The 20,849-nt window shown below is 55.7% G+C and carries 22 protein-coding genes and 2 tRNA genes; 9 read left to right on the forward strand and 15 right to left on the reverse strand.

All coding sequences use genetic code 11. The features are described from left to right. Positions 1-10 precede the first annotated feature (10 nt). The gene (locus ACEPLT_RS09350) at positions 11-151 is read right to left on the reverse strand and encodes a hypothetical protein (protein WP_008500607.1); all 141 of its coding nucleotides are present in this window, start codon (positions 149-151) and stop codon (positions 11-13) included. A 125-nt stretch (positions 152-276) separates the two neighbouring features. On the opposite strand from ACEPLT_RS09350, the gene ACEPLT_RS09355 reads away from it, so the two are divergent. Together ACEPLT_RS09355 and ACEPLT_RS09360 are read left to right on the forward strand one after the other, a co-directional pair. Beyond that, positions 277-1,059: an MBL fold metallo-hydrolase gene (locus tag ACEPLT_RS09355; protein ID WP_032674620.1), complete on the forward strand. Its 783-nt coding sequence runs from the start codon at positions 277-279 to the stop codon at positions 1,057-1,059. 72 nt (positions 1,060-1,131) lie between these two features. Beyond that, positions 1,132-1,767: a carbonic anhydrase gene (locus ACEPLT_RS09360; protein ID WP_008500605.1), complete on the forward strand. Its 636-nt coding sequence runs from the start codon at positions 1,132-1,134 to the stop codon at positions 1,765-1,767. Positions 1,768-1,795: 28 nt separating this feature from the next. On the opposite strand, the gene ACEPLT_RS09365 is transcribed toward ACEPLT_RS09360, so the two are convergent. The 4 genes from ACEPLT_RS09365 to mdtK form a co-directional block, all read right to left on the reverse strand. Then, positions 1,796-3,391, reverse strand: coding sequence for an FAD-NAD(P)-binding protein (locus ACEPLT_RS09365; protein WP_248213816.1), 1,596 nt, complete (start codon positions 3,389-3,391; stop codon positions 1,796-1,798). 119 nt (positions 3,392-3,510) lie between these two features. After that, positions 3,511-3,587, reverse strand: a tRNA-Val gene (locus tag ACEPLT_RS09370). A 4-nt stretch (positions 3,588-3,591) separates the two neighbouring features. Then, positions 3,592-3,668: transfer RNA gene (locus ACEPLT_RS09375), tRNA-Val, on the reverse strand. A gap of 153 nt (positions 3,669-3,821) precedes the next feature. Beyond that, the gene (gene mdtK, locus ACEPLT_RS09380) at positions 3,822-5,195 is read right to left on the reverse strand and encodes an MdtK family multidrug efflux MATE transporter (protein ID WP_021241123.1); all 1,374 of its coding nucleotides are present in this window, start codon (positions 5,193-5,195) and stop codon (positions 3,822-3,824) included. A gap of 225 nt (positions 5,196-5,420) precedes the next feature. Between mdtK and ACEPLT_RS09385 the strand changes: the two genes are divergently transcribed. Beyond that, positions 5,421-6,062 (forward strand): riboflavin synthase, encoded by a 642-nt coding sequence (locus ACEPLT_RS09385; RefSeq protein ID WP_008500602.1) that lies wholly within the window; start codon positions 5,421-5,423, stop codon positions 6,060-6,062. Between the two features lie 31 nt (positions 6,063-6,093). On the opposite strand, the gene cfa is transcribed toward ACEPLT_RS09385, so the two are convergent. Both cfa and punC read right to left on the reverse strand, forming a co-directional pair. Beyond that, complete coding sequence (gene cfa, locus ACEPLT_RS09390) at positions 6,094-7,242, reverse strand: cyclopropane fatty acyl phospholipid synthase (protein WP_023327201.1); 1,149 nt, start codon at positions 7,240-7,242, stop codon at positions 6,094-6,096. Positions 7,243-7,540: 298 nt separating this feature from the next. Continuing rightward, a complete protein-coding gene (gene punC / locus ACEPLT_RS09395) occupies positions 7,541-8,740 on the reverse strand; it encodes a purine nucleoside transporter PunC (RefSeq protein WP_023343967.1) in 1,200 nt (399 codons plus the stop codon). 114 nt (positions 8,741-8,854) lie between these two features. Here punC and punR point away from each other — a divergent pair, with 114 nt between their 5' ends. Next, entirely contained in the window at positions 8,855-9,766 is a 912-nt protein-coding gene (gene punR, locus ACEPLT_RS09400; protein WP_008500598.1) for a DNA-binding transcriptional activator PunR, read from the forward strand. Between the two features lie 17 nt (positions 9,767-9,783). Here punR and purR read toward each other — a convergent pair whose 3' ends face one another. Next, positions 9,784-10,809, reverse strand: coding sequence for an HTH-type transcriptional repressor PurR (gene purR / locus ACEPLT_RS09405; protein ID WP_014883552.1), 1,026 nt, complete (start codon positions 10,807-10,809; stop codon positions 9,784-9,786). Between the two features lie 297 nt (positions 10,810-11,106). Between purR and cydH the strand changes: the two genes are divergently transcribed. Both cydH and ACEPLT_RS09415 read left to right on the forward strand, forming a co-directional pair. After that, the gene (gene cydH / locus ACEPLT_RS09410) at positions 11,107-11,196 is read left to right on the forward strand and encodes a cytochrome bd-I oxidase subunit CydH (RefSeq protein WP_008500596.1); all 90 of its coding nucleotides are present in this window, start codon (positions 11,107-11,109) and stop codon (positions 11,194-11,196) included. A 163-nt stretch (positions 11,197-11,359) separates the two neighbouring features. Further along, the gene (locus ACEPLT_RS09415) at positions 11,360-12,526 is read left to right on the forward strand and encodes an MFS transporter (protein WP_021241126.1); all 1,167 of its coding nucleotides are present in this window, start codon (positions 11,360-11,362) and stop codon (positions 12,524-12,526) included. 38 nt (positions 12,527-12,564) lie between these two features. On the opposite strand, the gene sodB is transcribed toward ACEPLT_RS09415, so the two are convergent. Beyond that, on the reverse strand, positions 12,565-13,146 hold the full coding sequence (sodB, locus tag ACEPLT_RS09420) for a superoxide dismutase [Fe] (RefSeq protein ID WP_023292633.1): 582 nt from the start codon (positions 13,144-13,146) through the stop codon (positions 12,565-12,567). A 122-nt stretch (positions 13,147-13,268) separates the two neighbouring features. Further along, positions 13,269-14,042 carry a C40 family peptidase gene (locus ACEPLT_RS09425; RefSeq protein WP_023343969.1) on the reverse strand — a complete coding sequence of 258 codons (774 nt, stop codon included), beginning with the start codon at positions 14,040-14,042 and terminating at the stop codon, positions 13,269-13,271. Positions 14,043-14,380: 338 nt separating this feature from the next. Between ACEPLT_RS09425 and grxD the strand changes: the two genes are divergently transcribed. Beyond that, entirely contained in the window at positions 14,381-14,728 is a 348-nt protein-coding gene (gene grxD, locus ACEPLT_RS09430; protein ID WP_003832760.1) for a monothiol glutaredoxin 4, read from the forward strand. 78 nt (positions 14,729-14,806) lie between these two features. Here the strand turns inward: grxD and rnt are convergent, their stop codons facing one another. The 5 genes from rnt to eptA all read right to left on the reverse strand — a co-directional run bounded on the left by rnt (position 14,807) and on the right by eptA (position 19,485). Next, a complete protein-coding gene (gene rnt / locus ACEPLT_RS09435; RefSeq protein ID WP_032674625.1) occupies positions 14,807-15,463 on the reverse strand; it encodes a ribonuclease T in 657 nt (218 codons plus the stop codon). A 95-nt stretch (positions 15,464-15,558) separates the two neighbouring features. Next, on the reverse strand, positions 15,559-15,966 hold the full coding sequence (gloA, locus tag ACEPLT_RS09440) for a lactoylglutathione lyase (protein ID WP_008500591.1): 408 nt from the start codon (positions 15,964-15,966) through the stop codon (positions 15,559-15,561). 100 nt (positions 15,967-16,066) lie between these two features. Next, positions 16,067-17,164 (reverse strand): alkene reductase, encoded by a 1,098-nt coding sequence (gene nemA / locus ACEPLT_RS09445; RefSeq protein WP_008500590.1) that lies wholly within the window; start codon positions 17,162-17,164, stop codon positions 16,067-16,069. A gap of 54 nt (positions 17,165-17,218) precedes the next feature. Beyond that, entirely contained in the window at positions 17,219-17,818 is a 600-nt protein-coding gene (locus tag ACEPLT_RS09450) for a TetR/AcrR family transcriptional regulator (RefSeq protein ID WP_021241130.1), read from the reverse strand. 41 nt (positions 17,819-17,859) lie between these two features. Beyond that, positions 17,860-19,485, reverse strand: a complete 1,626-nt coding sequence (gene eptA / locus ACEPLT_RS09455; protein ID WP_032674626.1) for a phosphoethanolamine transferase EptA — start codon at positions 19,483-19,485, stop codon at positions 17,860-17,862. A 149-nt stretch (positions 19,486-19,634) separates the two neighbouring features. Between eptA and ACEPLT_RS09460 the strand changes: the two genes are divergently transcribed. Continuing rightward, entirely contained in the window at positions 19,635-19,874 is a 240-nt protein-coding gene (locus ACEPLT_RS09460) for a DUF1289 domain-containing protein (RefSeq protein ID WP_008500587.1), read from the forward strand. Between the two features lie 48 nt (positions 19,875-19,922). After that, the gene (locus ACEPLT_RS09465) at positions 19,923-20,819 is read left to right on the forward strand and encodes an aldo/keto reductase (RefSeq protein ID WP_021241132.1); all 897 of its coding nucleotides are present in this window, start codon (positions 19,923-19,925) and stop codon (positions 20,817-20,819) included. Positions 20,820-20,849: the final 30 nt, after the last annotated feature.

A 20,849-nucleotide genomic window follows, 5' to 3' on the forward strand; every position in this document is an offset into this window, starting at 1 on the left:
TGCTTTTTTATCAGATCTTGCAGGCGTCGCCGCAGTCGTCGTCGGCAATAATCGCCTGCGCTTTTTTATCCGCATCGTCCAGACGTTCTGCGTTACGCTCTTCCGCTTCATCCAGACCGTTAAAAACTAAGTTATCGAGATCAATTTCCATCTTGCACCTGCTCTGTTCGGTTTTTGATACTGGCACAGTATAGGGTAAAAAACGCCAGCAATGTACCTCGCAGCACATAAGGATAATCCCTGCCATACTCAGTGCTTTATCACTGAGGAGCGCTCATGATTACACTCTGTAGAACCTGCGGTACTTCCTATGAGGGAACGCCGGAGAGATGTGCCATTTGCGAGGATGAACGTCAGTATGTTCCGGCCAGCGGCCAGGCGTGGATCGAGTACGCGACGGTAACGGCGACACACGCCAACAAATGGCAGCAGCTGGAGCCGCAGTTATTCAGTATCAAGACGGTACCCGCTTTTGCCATTAACCAGCGGGCACTGCTCCTGCGTACTCCCCACGGTAACATTCTCTGGGACTGCATCGCCAACCTTGATCCTGCAACCCAAACGCTCATCGCCGCACTCGGCGGACTTCGCGCGATTGCGATTTCGCATCCGCACTATTACACCACGATGCAGGAGTGGGCCGCGGCTTTCGACGCGCCGGTCTATCTGCACGTGAGCGATAGCGAATGGGTGATGCGCGACAGCCCGGCGATTCATTTCTGGGATGGCGATGCGCTGGAGATAGTACCGTCGGTTACGCTGCTGCGTCTCGGCGGGCATTTTGCGGGCGGAACGGTACTGCACTGGCAGGAGGGCGAGGGCGTTTTACTGGCGGGAGACATTTTGCAGGTGACCCCAGGGAAAGAGGCCGTGTCGTTCATGTGGAGCTACCCGAATATGCTTCCGCTGCCTGCCCGTACGGTTGAGGACGTTACCCGGCGCCTGGCGGGAAAATCGTTCGCCCGTCTTTACGGCGCGTTCGAAGGGCAGAACATTCCGGCAAACGCCGATGACATCGTGCAGCGGTCGGGCCAGAAATATATTGCTTGTCTCAAGTGAAGCACGGTGGGTAAACTTTGCGAGTGTGATCTCGATCATGCCTAAACGAAAACAGATAAAAGAGAAATTGCTATGCAACATATCATTGAAGGTTTTCTCAGCTTTCAAAAAGAGATTTTCCCGCAACGTAAAGAGCTCTTTCGCAGTTTAGCGTCCAGCCAGAATCCCAAAGCGCTGTTTATCTCCTGCTCCGACAGCCGTCTGGTCCCTGAACTGGTCACCCAGCAAGAGCCGGGACAACTCTTTGTTATTCGTAATGCTGGCAACATTGTTCCACCGTTCGGGCCGGAGCCAGGCGGCGTCTCTGCCACTATCGAGTACGCGGTAGTGGCGCTGGGCGTGACCGACATCGTGATCTGCGGCCACTCCAACTGCGGCGCGATGAAGGCGATTGCCGATAACGCGAACCTGGAGCCGATGCCTGCTGTATCGCACTGGCTGCGCTATTCCGACGCGGCAAAAGCCGTGGTAGAGAAGAAAAGCTGGGATAAGCCGATCGATAAAGTGAATGCGATGGTGCAGGAAAACGTCTTTGCGCAGCTCAGCAACATCAAGACCCACCCGTCCGTCGCGGTGGGCCTGCGTAATAACTCGCTTCGCCTGCACGGATGGGTATACGACATTGAAAGCGGCAAAATTCTCGCCCTGGATAAAGCGACGAAAAGCTTCGTCTCGCTGTCGGAAAACCCGGAAGTGTTCTTCGAATAATCTCGCGTTGCAGGGCATGGAAGCCCTGTCAGTTCTCCACGTACGGTAACCGACGCCGTATACCTGAGGCCGGTTTTTCAGCCGCCTTCGCCATCGCTTCTGCAATCTCCGCACACTCTGCCAGCCCCTGAACGAAGGGACGATCGTGCATCAGCCACGGTATTGCGCCGAAGGCGATGCGCCCACGAACCGTTTCTGGCGCTTTTAACGTGTAATCCTCGCCGATGTCGGGGATCTCATCGCCCGTCTCCTCAAGCTGTCCGCGCAGCGATGGGAAAGGCAGATCGTTTGTTTTAAGCGGCTTTTGCCCGCGCGCATCAATAAAGACGTCGAAACGATAAACGGTCTCTTGTGTGGTGATGACTGTCCGATCGCTGCCGGCATCAAGCGTGTAATCATCGCCGAGCGCCGCCACGCTAATGATGCCGGCCTCGCGAAGCGCAAGCAGCCTGCGGATAGACTGCGGCGGGATGGCGGCATAGTTGTCGATAAACACGCGGGCGAGGCCTTGCTTAAAGCGCTCTCTGTCCTCTTCGTTGAGGTGGGGCACAATCTCCTGAACCACCTCATGCAGTCGAAGGACGGTATAGCGCCAGGCCACGGTGCGCCGTTCGCGTTTATTGCGTTCAACCTCGTTGAGATTCTCTTCCGCCCAGGTAAAGGGCCCGTGGCGCTTACGATCCTCAAACCAGGCCTCACGAATGGTGTCCGCATTCAGCGTATGCAGAGACATTTTCTCGCACCACGCCGGGTCGGCGAGTTCAAGCTCTTTCGCCATCAGGGCAAAGACTCGGTCAAGCAGGCCATCCGGTCCTTTGGCTATCTCGCTTTCCACTACGAATTCGGTCAATACCGACAGCGGTTCATAAGGGATGGGGCAGTAAAAATCGGCTTCCGGGAGAATGCCCGTCCGTGACATCAGCGTAATGTTTAACCCTTCGCTGCCGCTGTCGAGGATGAATTTACCGTCACGAAACTCGCCGTGCTGCATCACCACCGCCATAGCCGCGTCCAGACCGCTCAATGAGGTGCCCATAATGCCCACGCGGCAAGGGGGAATGCGGGCGTCCATCAGGCCGGACCACGGGCTTGGGAAGAACGTGCGCGTGGCTTCATCCTCCTCTGGCCAGACGTGGCCGGTGGCAATAACCGCCAGGTCGAATTTATCCGCTAATGTGCGGTCATTGACCGAAATCGTCACGCCGGTTGTCGAAGGGTTGATGTCGGTGACCTTCGCAGATTCATGGACCTCAACCTGGAACCCCAGCTTTTTCGCCTCTTTTACGATTGAACGAAAGCTGTCGCGAAAATACTCTCCCAACAGGAGCCTGGGCAGGAACTGCCGATCGTGCAGGCTGGCTTTATCAACTTTAAAGCGCGCCAGATGGTCGTCGCTTTGCTCCTTAAGCCAGTCGAGGTAGGTCATAAAAATGGGCGGGATTTCAATGCTCGCAATGTTCGCCAGCATCAGCCGGGAATTATCGTCGTCGTTATAGGGCATGCCCACGCCAGCTTCATCGGCCTGTTCAAAGACGGAAACGGAGAGTGGGGTATTGTTATTAAGCAGATGATAAAAGGTGTAAATTCCCGTGGGGCCGGAGCCGATAATCGCGATCTTCTTCATCAACACGTTTCCTGTGTTTCTTTCCATAGGAAAAGCGTAGCAGGAGAATAATGATGAAAATAAGGGATTAAGAAAATTCAGGATAACTGAAGAGAATTTGCACCATTTCAGGACTGAAATGGTGCGTCCGAGTGGACTCGAACCACCGACCCCCACCATGTCAAGGTGGTGCTCTAACCAACTGAGCTACGGACGCAGAATGGTGCGTTCAATTGGACTCGAACCAACGACCCCCACCATGTCAAGGTGGTGCTCTAACCAACTGAGCTATGAACGCAACGTGTTGTCGGTGACAACGGGGACGAATATTAGCGGCACAGCACCGAGGTGGCAAGAGGGAAAATGCAATTTTCTCTCTGATTTCACGCGATTGCTGTATTACCGCGCAAAGTGAAGAGAAAGTAGCCGCCGGGCGGCGGCTGCTGCGTATTTAACGTGCAGCGCGTTGCAAAATGATCGTTGATGGCTGGCGCTGCAGGAAGCGCATGCGCAACATCATCATAATTGCCGCCGACGTCAGGCCGATGATAAAGCCCATCCAGAACCCCGCCGGTCCCATGCGGTCAACCACCAGGTCGGTCAGAGCCAGAATATACCCACACGGCAGACCCAGCACCCAGTAGGCGATGAAGGTGATAAAGAAAATGGAACGCGTGTCTTTATAGCCGCGCAGCACCCCGCTGCCAATCACCTGGATGGAGTCCGAAATCTGGTAAATCGCGGCCAGCAACATCAGGTGCGAGGCCAGCGCGACGACTTCCGGATTGTCGTTGTAGAGCAAGGCAATCTGCTCGCGCAGCGCCACGGTAAAAAGCGCCGTGCAAATGGCCATGCAGACGCCGACGCCCAGTCCGGTGCGCGCGGCGGTTTGCGCATCGAGCGTCGAGCCTTGCCCCAGGCGGAAGCCCACGCGAATCGTCACTGCTGCGGCCAGCGACATCGGCAGGACAAACATCAGGGAGCTGAAGTTGAGCGCAATCTGATGCCCGGCGACGTTCACAATGCCCAGCGGGGAGACCAGCAGGGCGACCACGGCAAACAGGGTCACCTCAAAGAACAGCGCAAGGGCAATCGGCAACCCTAACTGCACCAGGCGCGTCATGATGTTCCAGTCCGGCGTGCTGAATCTGTTCTCGTTACGAATATCGCGCATGGAGCGGGCGCGCTTCACGAAGGTAAGCATTGAGAAGAACATGACCCAGTAAACGGCGGCCGTCGCCACGCCGCAGCCGACACCGCCCAGCTCCGGCATCCCGAAATGACCGTAAATAAAAACATAGTTAACGGGAATGTTGACCAGCAACCCGATAAAGCCCATCACCATGCCGGGCTTGGTTTTCGCCAGACCTTCACACTGGTTACGCGCCACCTGGAAGAAGAGATATCCAGGCGCCCCCCAGAGCAGGGCGCGCAGATAGCCCACGGCTTTGTCCGCCAGGGCCGGGTCAATGTTATGCATAGCGCGAATGATATGGCCCGCGTTCCAGAGCACGACCATGATCAGCACAGAGACAAACCCGGCCAGCCAGAAACCCTGGCGGACCTGATGGGCAATGCGCTCGCGGCGCCCCGAGCCATTGAGCTGAGCGATAACAGGCGTGAGCGCGAGCAGCAGACCGTGACCGAACAGGATGGCCGGAAGCCAGATTGACGTGCCGATAGCCACGGCCGCCATGTCGGTGGCGCTGTAGCCACCTGCCATTACCGTATCCACAAATCCCATTGCGGTCTGGGCCACCTGCGCGACGATCACGGGTATAGCCAGTGCCAATAACTGGCGCGCTTCATTCATGTACTTCTGCACGTGAACACCTTTATTTTGTAGTTATATGAGAGACTAAAAAAGCCGCCGAAACGGGCAGCAAGAAGAAAATGCAGGGGGGTGCCAGCTATTGTAGCGGGCTTTAGCTATTTATCTAGTGAAAAAATCGCCAGAAAATGCGCTCCGCTGGCAACCTGTTTTTCCAACTGTTATTGTGGAGGGATTAAACGGTGTCATCACCGTTCGGAAAAAACAGGAGTTGTAAGCATGTTTACTGGTATTGTGCAGGGCACTGCCAAAGTGGTGTCCATTGATGAAAAACCTAATTTCCGTACTCATGTTGTTGAGCTGCCGGAATATATGCTTGAGGGCATCGAAACCGGCGCCTCGATTGCCCATAACGGCTGCTGCCTGACCGTGACCGAAATTAACGGCAACCAGATTAGCTTTGATTTAATGAAAGAGACGCTGCGGATCACTAACCTGGGCGAGCTGGTGGTAGGCGATACCGTCAACGTTGAGCGCGCGGCGAAGTTCAGCGATGAGATTGGCGGTCACCTGATGTCGGGGCACATCATGACCACTGCCGAAGTGGCGAAAATCGTGACCTCGGAAAATAACCGTCAAATCTGGTTTAAAATGCAGGACCCGTCATTAATGAAATACATCCTCTATAAAGGATTTATTGGCATTGACGGGATTAGCCTGACGGTGGGAGAAGTGACGCCAACGCGTTTTTGCGTGCATTTAATTCCTGAAACGCTGCAGCGCACCACGCTGGGCGCGAAAAAACTGGGGCATCGCGTGAATATCGAAATCGATCCGCAAACCCAGGCCGTGGTTGATACGGTGGAGCGCGTGCTGGCAGCAAAAGAAGCCGCAATAATAAAGACCGCAGAAGAAGAATAAAAAATAACCCCGGCTATCCGGGGTTATTTTTTTAGCGTGCGACACGCAGTCCGTGTTCAATCCCCCGGCTGAATACCACCTGCCAGAGCTGAATATCCCGTGCGCGAAACGCCCCCGCGCAGGCATTCAGATAATAGCTAAACATCCGTTTAAATCGTTCTGAATAGTTGTCCGCAATCTCGGGCCAGGCTTTCTGGAAACGTTCATGCCACGCCATTAAGGTGGTGTCGTAGTCCGCGCCAAAGTTATGCCAGTCTTCCATCACGAAATGGGATTCACTGGCGTTGGCAATCTGGCGAACGGACGGTAAACAACCATTCGGAAAGATGTATTTATTGATCCACGGGTCAACGTTGTTATCGGTCCGCTTAGAGCCGATGGTGTGCAGCAGGAAGAGGCCGTCCTGTTTCAAATTACGATCCACCACCTCAAAGTAGGTGTCGTAGTTTTTTGGCCCCACGTGCTCGAACATGCCGACGGAAACGATCCGGTCGAACTGCTCGTTCAGGTCACGGTAGTCCTGCAGCCGGATATCCACATCAAGACCCTGACAGCGCTCCCGCGCCATTTTTTGCTGTTCCGCTGAGATCGTCACGCCGACCACGCTGACGCCGTAGTGCTTCGCCATAAAATACGCCAGCCCGCCCCAGCCGCAGCCGATATCCAGCACGCGCATGCCGGGCTGTAGCTGCAGCTTCTCGCTGATCAGGCGCAGCTTGGCCTGCTGTGCTTCCTCAAGCGTCGACGCGTCTTTCCAGTAGGCGCAAGAGTATTGCATGAAAGGGTCCAGCATGCGGCTGAACAGGTCGTTGCCGAGATCGTAATGTTCTTTGCCGACGATCCAGGCGCGTTTTTTACTTTGCAAGTTAAACAGTCGGGCAGAGGCGACACGCAGGGTGTCTTTCAGATTGCGGGGGAGTTGATTTTCCAGACCGGCGCGCAACACGCTGGCAAAAAAGATATCCAGACGTTCGCACTCCCACCAGCCGTCCATATAACTTTCTCCCAGGCCTAACGATCCTTCCCGCAACACGCGTTTAAAAAAGTCGGGATGTTTTACCTGGGGATCGGATGGCGAAGATCCGTTGATAGTGATGCCTGCTCGACCTAACAGTTCACTGACGATCCGGGACCAGTTGTCGTCCGGAACGCTGACTTCTTCTATACACGATGAACTCATAGCTTCTCCATCACCCTGATGTGATCAGAACCTTCAAACAGCGTAGACGCTTTTTTTGGTTTGTGAGAAATCTCACGGTAAATACCGCGAGGCTAGTATCCGACGTAGAACAGAGGAAGGGAGATAACCCTTGCCGAAATGCCTTCCATGGTAAAACGGGAGCACTCCGGCTCCCGTTAACACTTAATATTTATCGTATTTAATCGAACCAAATTTAGTATAGGCCTCAAAATTTGGTGATTCAATAGAAAATTGTTAGCAACCTAATCACTGAAATGTAACATGATTTCAGGCGCAATCAGGCATGCGAAGTTTCCACCTGCGCGCCGTTATCCTGCTCGCGCTGCGCGGACGCCTGCATGCGGAAACCCAATACCGCCAGCGCTACGGTGAACAGCATCACGCTGGTGGTGGTCAACAGCGGCGTGGCAATCAGCGCCGAGACCACCAGACTTGCGAGGAAGCACAGACCCAGCTGCAGGGTATTTTGCAGCGCGGCGGCGCGGCCAGTCGCCTGCGGGAACGGACGTAACGCTTGTGCCACCACGATCGGATAAATCGCTCCGTTTGCCACGGCCATCACGCAGAAGGGGACCAAAATTTCAGCCAGACCCGCGCCCGGAATAAACCCGACGGCCCAGGTACCGATGACGCTCAGCGCATAGAGCACCAGCAGCCATGGCAGCATCTGCTGACCTTCCCATTTTTGCAGCGCCGCGCGGCAGCCGTACCCGCCCACCAGGAACGCGATGGTCTGCGGAACATAGCTCAGACCGATGGCCGCCGGGCTGTAGCCCATATCGTGCAGAATAAACGGCGAGCCGGTGAGCCACGCGAAGAAGCTGGCCGAACAGGCGGCATAAATCAGGACATTCCCGCGATACGCTTTGGCGCTCAGAAGGGAGGTGAAGGTAATCGGCGTCGCGTCGGCATGCGCCTCTTTTTTATGCGCGGGCTTAAGGGCAAACGCCGGCAGCATCAGCACCAGCGTGATGGCAAACAGCGTGGCAAAAATGGCCTGCCAGTCAAAGTGCGCGAGGATCCAGCTGCCCAGCAGCGGAGCCAGGGCAGGGGAGAGGCCCACCAGCGGCATAATGGTGGCGAAAATACGGTTTGTGCGGTTAGCCGGGTAGTAGTCGGTCACCAGCGCCTGCCAGGTCACCGCCGCGGCACAGACGCCCACGGCCTGAACGAAGCGCAGTACCAGCAGCCAGGTAGCATCGCGCACCCACAGCATCCCCAGGCAGCCCACGGCAAAAATGGCCAGACCCAGCAGCAGTACCGGTTTACGGCCGAAGCGATCCGAGAGGGGTCCCCAGAGCAGTTGGGCGAAAGCAAAACCGGCAAGGAACAGGCTCAGGCTGGCGCTGATGGCCGCGGCAGGGGTTTGCAGGTCTTCCTGCATCGCGGCAAACGCGGGCAGGTACATGTCGGTGGCCAAAAAGCCCAGCACGCTTAAGCCGCCGAGCCAGACTAAAAATCCTTTCCTGGGTTGCATTCTTTTATTCTCCTGAGGAGGCAGGTGTACGTTGGCGCAGAGTGTAGGGAGTGCAAAGCGGCTTGTGAAACGCTAATATTTGGCGGGTGCATTCAAATTTTTTGCAGGCAGAAAATGTGGTCAGATTATTCGCTTGAAGTGGTCGATGCTGTTGCGCGTAACGGCAGCTTTAGCGGTGCAGCGCAGGAGTTGCACCGCGTCCCTTCGGCCATCAGCTACACGGTGCGTCAGCTTGAGGAGTGGCTGGCGGTTCCGCTGTTTGAACGGCGGCATCGCGACGTGGAATTAACGCCCGCCGGAGCATGGTTTTTGAAAGAAGGGCGTTCTGTTATCAAAAAAATGCAGATCACCCGCGAACAGTGTCAGCAGATCGCCAACGGCTGGCGGGGGCATCTCGCCATCGCGGTAGATAACATCGTGAAGCCGGAACGCACCCGACAAATGATCGTGGATTTCTATCGTCATTTCTCTGACGTCGAGCTACGGGTCTCGCAGGAGGTGTTCAACGGCGTCTGGGATGCGCTGGCGGACGGCAGGGCGGAGATGGCGATTGGCGCGACGCAGGCGATCCCGGTCGGGGGACGTTACGCCTTTCGCGACATGGGTATGCTGAGCTGGAAATGCGTGGTGGCCAGCGATCATCCTCTGGCAGCGATGGAAGGTCCGCTGAGCGACGATACGCTGCGCAACTGGCCGTCGCTGGTGCTGGAGGATACGTCCCGTTCATTGCCCAAGCGTATCACCTGGCTTCTGGATAACCAGCGGCGGGTGGTGGCTCCTGACTGGGAATCATCGGCGACGTGCCTCAGCGCCGGGCTGTGCGTCGCGATGGTGCCCGCTCATTTTGCGCGTCCGCGCATCGATACCGGAGAATGGGTTGAACTGACGCTGGAGAATCCTTTCCCGGACGCGGCCTGCTGCCTGACCTGGCAACAAAATGATGTCTCGCCCGCCATGGCCTGGCTGCTGGATTATCTGGGGGACAGCGAAACCCTAAACCGGGAATGGTTACGGGAGCCAGCGTAGCTGGCCCCGTCAAGGGATTAACGACGGTAGTCGCGGAACGGACCGTCCGCAACGGAACGGCGTTCAATCAGGCGCGGGTGAACTTCAATGGACTGCGACTCTTCGCGCTTGTTGACGATCCTGTCCAACAGCATATTGAAGGCCGTTTCGCCCAGCGAATCTTTTGGCTGGTGAATGGTTGTCAGCGCCGGGGTGAAAAAGCGCGCGTTACGCACGTTGTCATACCCGATCACGGAAATATCCTGCGGTACGCGCAGACCCAGCTCATCGGCGGCGCAGAGTGCGCCCATGGCCATGATGTCACCACCGCAGAAAACGGCGGTCGGGCGGTGCTGCTGGGAAACGATCTGCTGCATCGCGCGGTAGCCTGATTCCGGCTCAAAGTCGCCCTGCACGATCCAGTTTTCCGGCACGGTGATGAGCGCTTCTTCCATCGCTTTCATAAAACCGGCCAGACGGCCCGCGCCGGTGTTACGCTCCAGCGGACCGGGGATCACGCCAATCTCGCGGTGACCGCGTTCGATCAGGTAACGACCCGCCATGTAACCGCCTTCGAAGGCGTTGTCGATGACGGAGTCGGTGAAGTCCGCGCGCGCTTCACCCCAGTCCATGACCACCATGGGGATATGGCGATACTCTTCCAGCATCGACAGCACGGATTCCGGGTACTCGGAACACATGACCAGCAGGCCATCGACGCGCTTTTGCGCCATCATCGACAGGTAGGCGCGCTGTTTTTCTATGCTGTTCCACGCGTTGCCCAGAATCAGGGTATAGCCTTTCTGGAAGCAGTTCTTCTCTACCGCTTCTATGATCTCGGCAAAATAGGCCGCTTCACTGCTGGTCGCCAGCAATCCAATGGATTTGGTGTGATTAACCTTGAGGCTGCGCGCAACCGCACTTGGCGAATAGTGCAGCTCTTTGATTGCTGCCCAGACGGCGTTGCGCGTCTCTTCCGCCACAAAGCGGGTTTTGTTAATTACATGTGATACGGTTGTAGTGGAAACGTTTGCGCGTTTTGCTACGTCTTTAATTGTTGCCATTAAATGTCACTCCAGACCATATCCTAAACTCCTGAAAAACTTGAAGGTAAACGTTTGCCTTCTCTCACCCTTATCACGCAATCTTGAATTGCGGCACGCCGGGAAAACGACACGGGACGTCAGGAGGGGGTCAATGGCCGGTACGCTAATAAATTTAGCGTGGAATTTTGTCCTATCTTGATGAAAAGGGGAAGAGGTAAAGTGTTTATCAGCCTAAATCCAGGAAGATTTTTGACGTAAATTATGCAAAAATGAGCAGGCTCACTTTTCGTGGGGGGATTAAAAGGAGAAAAATTGATGAGTTCCGATCTGAAGTTTTCGCTGTTCACCACCGTGGTTGTGCTGGCTCTGATTGTCGCGGCGGGTCTGACGGCCGCGCTGCACTGATTTACGCGGAGGGAGAGCCTTCTCCCTCCCGCTCCCCCCGATTGTTACTCCTAAGGCAAAAATCTTTTGCCATTTTGTTAACTTCTCATTTTTTGTGATTGATGTCATGCTTTCCGCTTCTTTGTTCTGTGTCACCACATGACACGGCATCCGGAGTTGACGCATGAAAATCAATTTTCCCCTGCTGGCCCTGGCGATTGGCGCTTTTGGGATTGGCACCACTGAATTTTCCCCGATGGGGTTACTGCCCGTTATCGCCCGCGGCGTGGACGTCTCGATCCCTGCGGCCGGCATGTTAATCAGCGCCTACGCCATTGGCGTGATGGTGGGGGCGCCGCTGATGACGCTTCTTCTTTCACACCGCGCGCGCCGCAATGCGCTGATTTTCCTGATGGCGATTTTCACCCTCGGCAACGTGCTTTCGGCCATTTCGCCGGACTACACCACGTTGATGCTTTCGCGTATTCTGACCAGCCTTAACCACGGCGCGTTCTTTGGGCTGGGGTCGGTTGTGGCGGCAAGCGTGGTGCCGAAACACAAGCAGGCCAGCGCCGTAGCCACCATGTTTATGGGCCTGACCATCGCTAACATCGGCGGCGTTCCTGCGGCAACCTGGCTGGGCGAGGTCATTGGCTGGCGGATGTCCTTCCTGGCGACGGCCGGACTGGGCGTGGTCGCGATGGTGGCCTTGTTCTTCTCCCTGCCAAAGGGCAGCGCCGGAGAACGTCCGGAAGTGCGTAAGGAGCTGGCGGTGCTGATGCGCCCGCAGGTGCTCTCCGCGCTGCTGACCACCGTGCTGGGGGCAGGGGCGATGTTTACCCTCTACACCTATATTTCACCGGTGTTGCACGATATCACCCACGCAACGCCTCTCTTTGTGACCGCGATGCTGGTGCTGATTGGCGTGGGCTTCTCGATTGGCAACTATCTAGGCGGGAAATTTGCCGACCGTTCCGTGAGCGGAACGCTGAAGGGCTTCTTAACCCTGCTGATTGTTATCATGATCGCCATTCCGTGGCTGGCGCGTAACGAGTTTGGTGCCGCGATCGCAATGGTTGTCTGGGGGGCTGCAACGTTCGCGGTGGTGCCACCGCTGCAGATGCGCGTGATGCGTGTCGCGCATGAAGCGCCGGGCCTCTCATCCTCGGTCAATATTGGCGCCTTTAACCTGGGCAATGCGCTCGGTGCGGCGGCCGGTGGGGCCGTGATTTCCGGTGGGCTGGGGTACAGTTTTGTGCCGGTGATGGGGGCGATTATTGCCGCGCTCGGTCTGCTGCTGGTGATGATGTCGGGTCGTAAACAGCCAGAAGCAGCCTGCGCTGCGGAATAAACCAAAAACGCAGAAGGGCGAGCCCTTCTGCGTGTCTCTTACGCGGCGAAGTTCTTCGCCACAAAGTCCCAGTTAACCAGTGCCCAGAAGTGCTCCAGGTAGTTAGGGCGCGCGTTGCGGTAATCGATGTAGTAAGCGTGTTCCCATACGTCCACGGTCATCAGCGGCTTCGCGCTGGTGGTCAGCGGGGTGCCTGCGTTAGAGGTAGACACGATAGCCAGTTTGCCATCCGCCTCTTTCACCAGCCACGTCCAGCCTGAACCGAAGTTCTTGATGGCGGCATCGGTGAACTTCGCTTTGAATTCCGCGAAGCTGCCAAAGGCGGCGTTGATGGCGGTAGCCAGTTCACCGACAGGTTCGCCACCGGCGTTTGGCGCCAGGCAGTGCCAGTAGAAGGTGTGGTTCCACACCTGAGCGGCGTTGTTGAATACGCCACCCTCAGAACTGCGCACGATCTCTTCCAGCGTTTTGCCTTCAAAATCGGTGCCCTTGATCAGGTTATTGAGGTTGGTGACGTACGTCTGGTGATGCTTGCCGTAGTGATATTCCAGGGTTTCCGCAGAAATGTGCGGGGCCAGGGCGTCTTTTGCATACGGTAGTGCAGGTAATTCGAACGACATTGCTTCTCTCCTTATTGTATTTTGTGTTGCCAATAACCACACAGACAACAAGGACAGGATAGCAAATTGAAAGAGTATGCAAAAGAGGAACTTACCCTGCCACGGGTGTGGCAGGGTAGGGGTTAGCGAATGGTTTTCGGCGTCATCACGCGACGCGCGCCGACGTAATGGCGCACCCAGTAGTCTTCACTGAGCGAGGTGATCTGAATATCCTGGCCACTACGCGGTGACTGGATGAATTTTCCGTTGCCGACATAGACGCCAACGTGGTCAGCCGTCCCGCGACCCTGCGTGCGGAAGAAGACCAGATCGCCGTTCTCCAGCTCTCCTCGGTTGACCGGGGACGCGTCGCGCAGGTGGTACATCTCGTTGGCGGTGCGCGGAATGCGGAACTTGACCAGATCTTTATAGGCGTAATAGACGAGGCCGCTGCAGTCAAAACCGGTACGTGGCGAAGTCCCGCCCCAGTGATACGGTTTGCCAATCTGCCCCATCAGCTTGTTCATTGCGGTTTTTTGCGCTTTCTGGACGCGCACTTTATGCACTTCCGCTATTTTTGTGACCTTGGTGCATTTCGCCTTATGGCCTTTACGCGCGATGCATTTTTCAGTCACGAGGTTAGCGGCGGTTTGCGAAGCTTTACTTTTGGCGGTGTGGGCAGTGCGGGAAGAGGTGGTTTTCGTCTTGCTGGAAGCGGTTTTTTTAGTCTGTGTGGTTGTCTTTTTCTTGTCGTTCTTAGCGGTGGTTTTTTTCTTACGTTCTGTGGCTTTCACCAGATGGTTTTTTTGTACAGCAGAATGCCGCGCCTGCTGAGAGGCGTTTGCCACTGGCGTGAAGGTGAGTGAAGTAAACAGTAAAGCACAGAGCGTGATCGAGATTTTAGTTATCCGCGCCACTGGGCAGTCCCCTGATAAATGCAGGTCATCAATAATACCCGCGTGTGATTTACAAAGCCCGTCGATTCTAATCCATAAAAAGCCAGAAAGTTAATACCATTTTTCAATCTACGATCCTGTTTCGTTAGCAAGTGCAAAAAAATTCATCGTTCTGTCGTACATTTGCCCATTCCCTAAGCAAAACCCTGACTCACGCAGGGGTAAACACCATTTGCAATGCAACTTTTCATCACTCGGAGTAGAATGTCTATACGTGACAAAAATGTTATTTTCCGATGCCAGTCTGAACCGCTACAATGTCAGACGAATGCCGTAACAGAAGTTAAAGGAAGCAAGACATGAGCACCACTATTGAAAAAATCCAGCGCCAGATCGCTGAAAACCCGATTCTGCTGTATATGAAAGGTTCTCCAAAGCTGCCAAGCTGCGGCTTCTCCGCGCAAGCGGTTCAGGCGCTGTCTGCCTGTGGTGAGCGTTTTGCTTACGTTGATATCCTGCAGAACCCGGACATCCGCGCTGAGCTGCCTAAGTACGCGAACTGGCCGACCTTCCCACAGCTGTGGGTAGACGGTGAACTGGTTGGCGGCTGCGATATCCTGATTGAAATGTATCAGCGCGGCGAACTGCAGCAGCTGATCAAAGAAACCGCGGCGAAGTACAAAACGGAAGAGCCGGACGCAGAGTAACTTTCTGCGGAAATAAAAAAGCGACCTGCTATGTGGTCGCTTTTTTTTTGTCGGGTGGCGCTGTGCTTACCCGACCTACTATTGGCGCTCGGCCTCATCATCCATCGGCAGCGGCCAGCCACCCAGACGCTTCCAACGGTTGACGATCTCACAGAACAGCTCTGCGGTACGCTCCGTGTCATACAGCGCGGAGTGCGCCTGCGTGCCATCGAACGGAATGCCAGCCGTAATACAGGCCTTTGATAACACCGTTTGTCCCAGCGCCAGGCCGCTCAGCGCGGCGGTATCGAAGGTCACAAACGGGTGGAAGGGGTTGCGCTTGAGCGCGGCCCGCTCGGCGGCGGCCATGGTAAAGCTGTGATCGAAGGTGGCGTTATGAGCCACCATAATGGCGCGGCTGCAGTTGCTCTCCTTCATGCCTTTGCGCACCATTTTAAAAATGGCGTGCAGCGCATCATATTCACTGACGGCACCGCGCAGCGGGTTATGCGGATCGATACCGTTAAACGCCAGCGCTTCCGGCTGTAAGTTTGCCCCTTCGAAAGGTTCAACGTGGAAATGCAGCGTGGTGTCCGGTGTAAGCCAGCCCTGTTCATCCATCTTCAGCGTGATGGCGGCAATTTCGAGCAGCGCATCGGTTTTAGCGTTAAATCCGGCTGTTTCTACATCAATGACAACGGGATAAAAACCACGAAAACGGTCGCACAGACCGCTAAATTGAGCGTTATCGGACATCAGGGTCTCTTACATGGGGAAAAAGCAGAGCGCATTATGGCAAATTTTGCGGGGTGATGCAGTAAAACTACGGGCGCACGTTGCGCCCTGAGGGATCAGTTGCCCAGACCGCGGCCGGCGTCTTTGGCTTCAATCAGCTCGATTTTGTAACCGTCCGGATCTTCCACAAACGCAATCACGGTGGTGCCGCCTTTTACCGGGCCCGCTTCGCGCGTAACGTTACCGCCATTTTTGCGAATGCGTTCGCACGCGTCGGCTGCGTTGTCTACTTCCAGCGCGATATGGCCGTAGGCCGTGCCCAGCTCATAGCTGTCAACGCCCCAGTTGTAGGTCAGCTCAATCACCGCTTCATCCGTTTCCGGGCCGTAACCCACGAACGCCAGCGAGTATTTGTATTCCGGGTTTTCGCTGGTGCGCAGCAGCTTCATGCCCAGGACGTTAGTGTAGAAATCGATTGAACGTTGCAGGTCGCCAACGCGCAGCATGGTGTGAAGTAGGCGCATAATTTCCTCATTAACCAATGGAATAAAAAAGCTTTTTGAACAGAAACGATGTTTTAGTATAGCGGCGAAGTGTCGCCGCTATCAATGAACAATGGCGAGATTACAGAGAAGGGTAGTCGGTGTAGCCTTCCGCGCCGCCGCCGTAGAAGCTTTCCGGACGCTGCGGGTTCAGCGCCGCTTTTTTCTGCAGACGGGCAACCAGATCCGGGTTGGCGATGTAGTCGCGGCCAAACGCGACGGCATCAATCAGCCCTTTGCCGATCAGGTCTTCGGCTTTCTCTGGGGTATAGGCGCCTGCACCGATGATCACGCCGTGGAAGCGCTCGCGCACTTTCTGGCGGAAGGCTTCAGTGTAAGGCTTACCGCCAGCCCAGTCAGGCTCGGACATGTGCAGATAGGCAATACCGCGTTTGGCCAGCTCTTCAATCAGATAGAGCGCGTCCGCTTCCTCGTTCGGGCCGTTGTCGACGTTCTGGAAAGACCCGATTGGGGAGACGCGGATCCCGATACGGTCCGGGCTCCACTCCTTGCATACCGCATCCACCACTTCCAGCACCAGACGGGCGCGGTTTTCGACGCTGCCGCCGTACTGATCGGTGCGATGGTTTGACGACGGTGACAGGAACTGGTGCAGCAGATAGCCATGCGCGGAGTGCAGCTCAATCAGGTCAAAGCCGGCTTCACGGGCGTTGGCCACGGCCTGACGGAAGTCGTTAACAATCCCCGGGATTTCGTCCAGCTCCAGCGCGCGCGGCATAGAGGTATCCACGCGGATCGCATTGCCGTTTTCATCGCGCAGGGACGTACGGGTATTGGCGCTCAGGGCCGACGCGGAGACCGGTGCCTGACCGCCAGGCTGGATGCTGCTGTGAGAGATACGACCGGTGTGCCACAGCTGAACCGCAATGCGGCCCTCTTCAGCGTGAACGCCCGCGGTGATTTTCTGCCATGCCGCGATCTGCTCCGGGCTATGGAGGCCCGGCGCACCGGCGTAACCCTTCGCCTGAGCAGAGATCTGCGTGGCTTCCGTGATGATCAGGCCAGAGCTTGCGCGTTGACGGTAGTATTCGCCCATCAGCGGGGTTGGGATGTCACCCGGCTCAATGCTGCGCAGACGGGTCAGCGGAGCCATGAACACGCGGTTTGGCGCCGTGACGGCACCCACTTTCAATGGGGTAAACAGTTTTTCAGCTGACATAAAGACTCCTGAGTAGACCAGTCGACTAGTAATAAAGTAAATAAAAAGCGCCCGTTATACGCCAGGCGCAGTAATGCTGTTTTTCACATGTGCCAGCGCGCTTTCGAGCGGCAAGGCACTGCGCGAAATTTTTGCCTGCAGGTTGGCCCCTAACCACAGGGAATAGAGCACCTGAGACTGCATTAAGGGGTCGCCGGTAAAGGCCAGCGTTTTTTCGTCGCGGCCTTTTTCCAGCGCCTGGGCCAGCAGGGCGATCACGCCGCGGGCACCCTTATCCATCGCCGAGCGCATATCTTCGGAAAGATCGCACACCTCGGCAGACAGCTTGACCGTCAGGCATCCGCTGATAATGCCCTGCTGACAGAACTGGTTCAGCGTTTCCTGATAGTAGTTCAGAACACGATCCCGATAGTTTCCTTCACCCGACGCAAAGTGGGTCGCCAGACGCTGGTGGTAGCCCGCGTAATGACGCTCCAGCATTGCCACGCCAAAGGCTTCTTTGGACCGGAAGTAGTGATAAAACGACCCCTTCGGTACCTCAGCGGTTTTTAATAACTCGCTCAACCCCATACCGGTAAACCCGCGATGCATGCAAAGACGCTCGCCGGTTGCCAGGAGATGTTCGCGGGTATCGTGTTCAGTATTTCTGCTCATGGCCGCACTCTAATAGACCGTTCGGTCTAATGCAAGCGAGTTTATTGCCGACATGCGCTCAGAATATCCAGCTGCTGTTGATAAACGTTTGATTTCACGTCCATCATACCCAGTACGGTCGAGAACAAATTGTCCTGGGAAACCGCATTTTTTGCAGCGTGGTCGCGTAAACACTGTTCATTGATGCCAAAGTTTTTCGCGTAGTCCGGTGACAGCCAAAACATAAACGGAATGTGCGTTTGCTGCTCCGGTGCCAGCATGTACGGCGTACCGTGCAGATAAATGCCGCTTTCACCCAGTGACTCACCGTGATCCGAGAGATAAATCAGGGCGGTGTTCATGCTTGCCTGGCGCGCTTTCAGCGCATCAATGGTTTTGCTGACCATGCTGTCGGTATACAGGATGGTGTTATCATAGGTATTCATCAGCGCCTGATGGTCGCAATCCTGAATTTCATTGGTGTCACAGGTTGGGGTGAATTTACGGAAATTGTCCGGGTAACGGCGATAGTATGCCGGACCGTGGCTCCCCATCAGGTGGATAACCAGCACCGTGTCCTGCTTCAGACCATCCAGCACGTTGTCCAGACGGTAGAAATTCACATCATCAATACAGGATTTGTCTTTGCAGAACTGATCCAGATTCCACTGCGTCATATCGGTATGCGGCACGCGATCGCAGGCGCCTTTACAGCCGCCGTCGTTGTCGCGCCAGAGCAGGTTGATCCCCGCATGCTTCAGCACATCGAGCAGACCTTCCTGATGGTGAGCCAGGTCGGCATCGTATTTGCTGCGCGTCATGCCCGAGAACATGCACGGAACGGAAACGGCGGTTTCGGTGCCGCAAGAGGAGGCCTGCGGGAAGTTAATCACATCCTGCTTTTTCAGCTCCGGGTTCGTTTCACGATTGTAACCATTCAGGGAGTAGTTCGCCGCGCGAGAGGCTTCCCCAACGACCAGCACCAGAACGGTTTTCTTTTGCTGGCCGGTAATCAACGGTCCTTTATGGGCATCTTCGCCAATCCGCACCAGCGTTTGATCGCCTGCAAACCAGCGCATTTTGCTGTACTTCACCACGGCGCTGACATAGTTGGCCGGGGTCACCATTTTGACGATGCTTTTGTTGTTGCGAAACAGCGACGCGTAATCTTTATAAAACAGCGCCGCAATCAGGATAATCACCAGCAGGGCACCGAGCATCGCGGCGACGCGCGTCAGCAGGGCATACCACCATTTCCCGGTACGAATGCGGGTCAACGCCAGCACCACGGAGGGAACGAGGCCTGCGATAACAATCCACAGAATCATCTGCGGGGTCACCAGGGCTGTCGCTTCCTGAGAGTTGGTTTCGAACACGTTCACAATCATGTTCTGATCGATCACCGCGCCGTAGGTGTACATAAAGTAGGTGGCCGCGGCGCATCCGACCGTTAAGACGATCAGCAGCGGCTTACGGATATAGGGGATATTCAGCAGGCTAAAGACAATCACCCAGCCGCAAAACAGCACCAGCGGTACGGACGCGGCAAAGAGGATGTCGTGCAGGTGCGCAGGGGCAATAATGGCCCAGCTGCGCTGGATAAACAGCCCATTAATCAACGTAAAAAAGAGTGCACAGCCCAGAGTAAATTTAATGTCGTTACATTGTAACTTTTTGATTAACCACATCGATCGGTAAACCTGTCATTGTCATGATGGGCCGAGTATAAAGAAGGAAGATTAGTGAAACCTTAATGCCACAAATCTGTGGTATAGGCCTTGCACGTGGCGCGTTTAGCGTCTTCACTGTAGGTGAGAGTGGTTATCAGGAGGTGAGTGTGGCAGAGCAGCTGGAGTTTTTCCCCATCCAGAGCCCGTGCCGGGGGATTTGTCAGGTGGATGAACGCGGATATTGCCGCGGGTGCATGCGTACCCGCGATGAGCGTTTTAACTGGCAAAACTTTAGCGACACGCAAAAGCAGGAGGTGTTACGCCTCTGCCGTCAGCGTCTTCTGCGCAAAATACGCGCAAACAAAGCCGGTGAGACCGAAGAACCCCAGCAACCTTCACTTTTTTAACACGGTAATTGCGTATACTCATGACATCACGTCCTTGAGGAAAATGTTATGGTTCAGCGTATTACCCTTGCCCCCCAGGGGCCAGAATTCTCCCGTTTTGTGATGGGCTACTGGCGCCTGATGGATTGGAATATGTCCCCCCTCCAGCTGGCGAGCTTTATTGAAGAGCATATCGATCTGGGCGTTACCACGGTCGACCATGCGGATATTTACGGTGGCTATCAGTGTGAAGCCGCATTCGGCGAGGCGCTCAAGCTGGTTCCGGCACTCCGCGACCGCATGGAGATCGTCACGAAGTGCGGGATTGCCACCACGGCAAAACCGGAACACGCCCTTGGGCATTACATCACCGACAGCGCGCATATCATCAAGAGCGCTGAGCAGTCGCTGGTCAACCTGGCGACCGACCGTATCGACCTGCTGTTAATCCACCGTCCGGACCCGCTCATGGATGCCGATGAGGTGGCAGAAGCCTTCCTGAACCTGCATCAGAGCGGCAAAGTGCGTCACTTTGGCGTTTCCAACTTTACCCCTGCGCAGTTTGCACTGCTTCAGTCTCGTCTGCCGTTTACCCTGGCCACCAACCAGGTGGAGATCTCCCCGGTACACCAGCCGCTGCTGCTGGACGGTACGCTCGACCAGCTGCAGCAGCTGCGCATTCGCCCGATGGCCTGGTCGTGCCTGGGAGGCGGACGCCTGTTCAATGATGATGAATTCCAGCCGCTGCGCAACGAGCTGGACACCATCGCCCGCGAGCTGAACGCGGAGAGCATCGAACAGGTGGTTTACGCCTGGATCCTGCGCCTGCCGTCAAAACCGCTGCCGATTATTGGTTCTGGCAAAATTGAACGCGTGCGTTCTGCACTGGCCGCTGAAGAGCTGCAGATGACCCGCCAGCAGTGGTTCCGCATCCGCAAGGCTGCGCTGGGTTACGACGTGCCATAAACCGCCAGAAGATGACTTTCCGGTGAAATC

The sequence above is a fragment of the Enterobacter sp. fkY84-1 genome (assembly GCF_052974705.1).